Source organism: Roseateles sp. P5_B10, from assembly GCF_056400485.1.
The window spans coordinates 1-2,216 of the sequence record NZ_JBFULE010000844.1 but is presented as its reverse complement, the minus strand read 5'-3'; the positions used below and the strand labels follow the sequence as shown (position 1 = coordinate 2,216).

Genomic DNA, 2,216 nt, shown 5'->3' with positions numbered 1-2,216 from the left:
GAGTTGCGCTACATCGTCGCCGTCGCCCGCGAGCGGCATTTCGGCCGCGCGGCCGASGCCTGCCACGTGTCGCAGCCGACGCTGTCGGTGGCCATCAAGAAGCTGGAAGAAGAGCTGGATCTGAAGATCTTCGAGCGCGGCGGCAACGAGGTGTCGGTCACGCTGCTCGGTGACGAGATCGTGCGGCAGGCGCAGTCGGTGCTGGACCAGGCCGGCGCCATCAAGGAGATCGCCAAGCGCGGCAAGGACCCCCTGGCCGGTGCACTGCGCCTCGGGATCATCTACACCATCGGCCCCTATCTGCTGCCCGAGCTGGTCAAGCACACCATCGAGCTGTACCCGCAGATGCCGCTGATGCTGCAGGAGAACTTCACAGTGAAGCTGCTGGAGATGCTGCGCACCGGCGAACTGGACTGCGCCATCATGGCCGAGCCCTTCCCCGAGGCAGGCCTGGCCACTGCCCAGCTCTATGACGAGCCCTTTGTCGTCGCGCTGCCGGCCGTGCACCCGCTGGCCACGCGCGAGGCCATCAGCGCCGAGGAACTCAAGCGCGAGACCATGCTGCTGCTGGGCACCGGCCACTGCTTTCGCGACCACGTGTTGGAGGTCTGCCCCGAGTTCGCGCGCTTCTCCAGCGATGCCGAGGGCATACGGCGCAGCTTCGAGGGCTCGTCGCTGGAGACGATCAAGCACATGGTCGCCTCGGGCATGGGCGTGACCGTCGTGCCCGCACTCAGCGTGCCGCGCGAGCCGAGCCGGCACCTGCGCTTCGTGCCCTTCAGTGAGCCCATTCCGACGCGCCGCGTCGTGCTCGCCTGGCGGCGCAGCTTCACGCGCTACGAGGCCATTGCGGCGCTGCGCAATGCCATCTACGCCTGCCAGCTGGACGGGGTCACCCGGCTGTCGCAGTGACGGCCTGATACAGCCATGCTGCGCCGCACAATGTTCTACTGCGCATCATCTTCACATCCGCCTTCACCATGAGCACCCCTCCCGCTGACACCACGGCTGGCGCCATCCATTTCGTTGGCGGTGAAAAGGGCGGCGTCGGCAAGTCGCTGCTGTCGCGCCTGCTGGCGCAATACATGATCGACCGCGGCATCCCCTTCACCGGCTTCGACACCGACCGCTCCCACGGCGCGCTGCTGCGCTTTTATGCCGACTACGCCTCACCGGCGCTGGTGGACAACTTCGCGGCGCTGGACGCCATCGTCGAGAGCGCCCTGGCCGAGCCGGGCCGGCGCGTGCTGGTGGACCTGGCCGCGCAGACGCACGAGCCGCTGGCGCGCTGGATGGATGAGTCCGGTGTGCTGGAGCTGGCGGCCGAGGCCGGCGTGGCTGTGCACTATTGGCATGTGATGGACGCCGGGCGCGACTCGGTGGACCTGCTGGCCCGTCTGCTCGACCGCTTCGGCGACCGGCTGCGCTATGTGCTGGTGCTCAACCAGCTGCGCGGCGACGACTTCTCGCAGCTGGAGCGCTCCGGCCAGCTCGCCCGCGCTGAAGGGCTGGGCGCCCGCACCATGCCGCTCAAGCATCTGCAGGACGCCGTGCTGCGCAAGATCGACGCGGCGGACGCGAGCTTCTGGTCGGCCCGAACCGCGTCCAGCGGCGAGGGCGCCAAGCTCGGCCTGCTGGAGCGCCAGCGCCTGCGCGTGTGGCTGGCGCTGGTGGAGAGCGAACTGGCGCGGCTGGGCGTTTAGGGCGAGACGGTGCAACATCGGGCGCCGCCCGCGCGGCGCTTGATGATGATTTTGGCTATTGGTAGATTAGTTCTATTCAAATCCAAAACTCAATAGTCATCATTAAGCTTCGGTCTCCCCCCAGACACCAGGAGCTGACATGAGCGACCCGACCTCCAAGAGCGAAGGCAAGTGCCCCTTCCACCACGCCGCCGGCAGCGGCACGACGAACCGGGACTGGTGGCCCAACCAGCTGCGCGTCGACCTGCTGAACCAGCATTCGAGCAAGTCCGACCCGCTCGGCGACGGGTTCAACTACGCCGAGGCCTTCGCCAAGCTCGACTACCCGGCGCTCAAGGCCGACCTCGTCAAGCTGATGACCGACAGCCAGGACTGGTGGCCGGCCGACTTCGGCCACTACGGCCCGCAGATGATCCGCATGGCCTGGCACGCGGCCGGCACCTACCGCACCACCGACGGCCGCGGCGGCGGCGGGCGCGGCCAGCAGCGCTTCGCGCCGCTGAACTCCTGGCC

2 protein-coding genes and 1 pseudogene are annotated in these 2,216 nt (G+C 68.0%); all 3 read left to right on the top strand.

All coding sequences use genetic code 11. From position 1 onward, the window contains the following. Positions 1-912, top strand: a 912-nt coding sequence (locus tag AC1DU6_RS28365; RefSeq protein ID WP_477861210.1) for a hydrogen peroxide-inducible genes activator, incomplete at its 5' end; no start/stop codon positions are given. A 68-nt stretch (positions 913-980) separates the two neighbouring features. Beyond that, entirely contained in the window at positions 981-1,703 is a 723-nt protein-coding gene (locus AC1DU6_RS28360) for a P-loop NTPase family protein (protein ID WP_056200848.1), read from the top strand. A 139-nt stretch (positions 1,704-1,842) separates the two neighbouring features. Further along, positions 1,843-2,216 (top strand): annotated as a pseudogene (locus tag AC1DU6_RS28355) (catalase/peroxidase HPI); the annotation flags it as partial.

Bases quoted from the DNA above. Each gene is read 5' to 3' on its own strand.
- AC1DU6_RS28360 (WP_056200848.1), top strand. From the start codon at position 981: ATGAGCACCCCTCCCGCTGACACCACGGCTGGCGCCATCCATTTCGTT.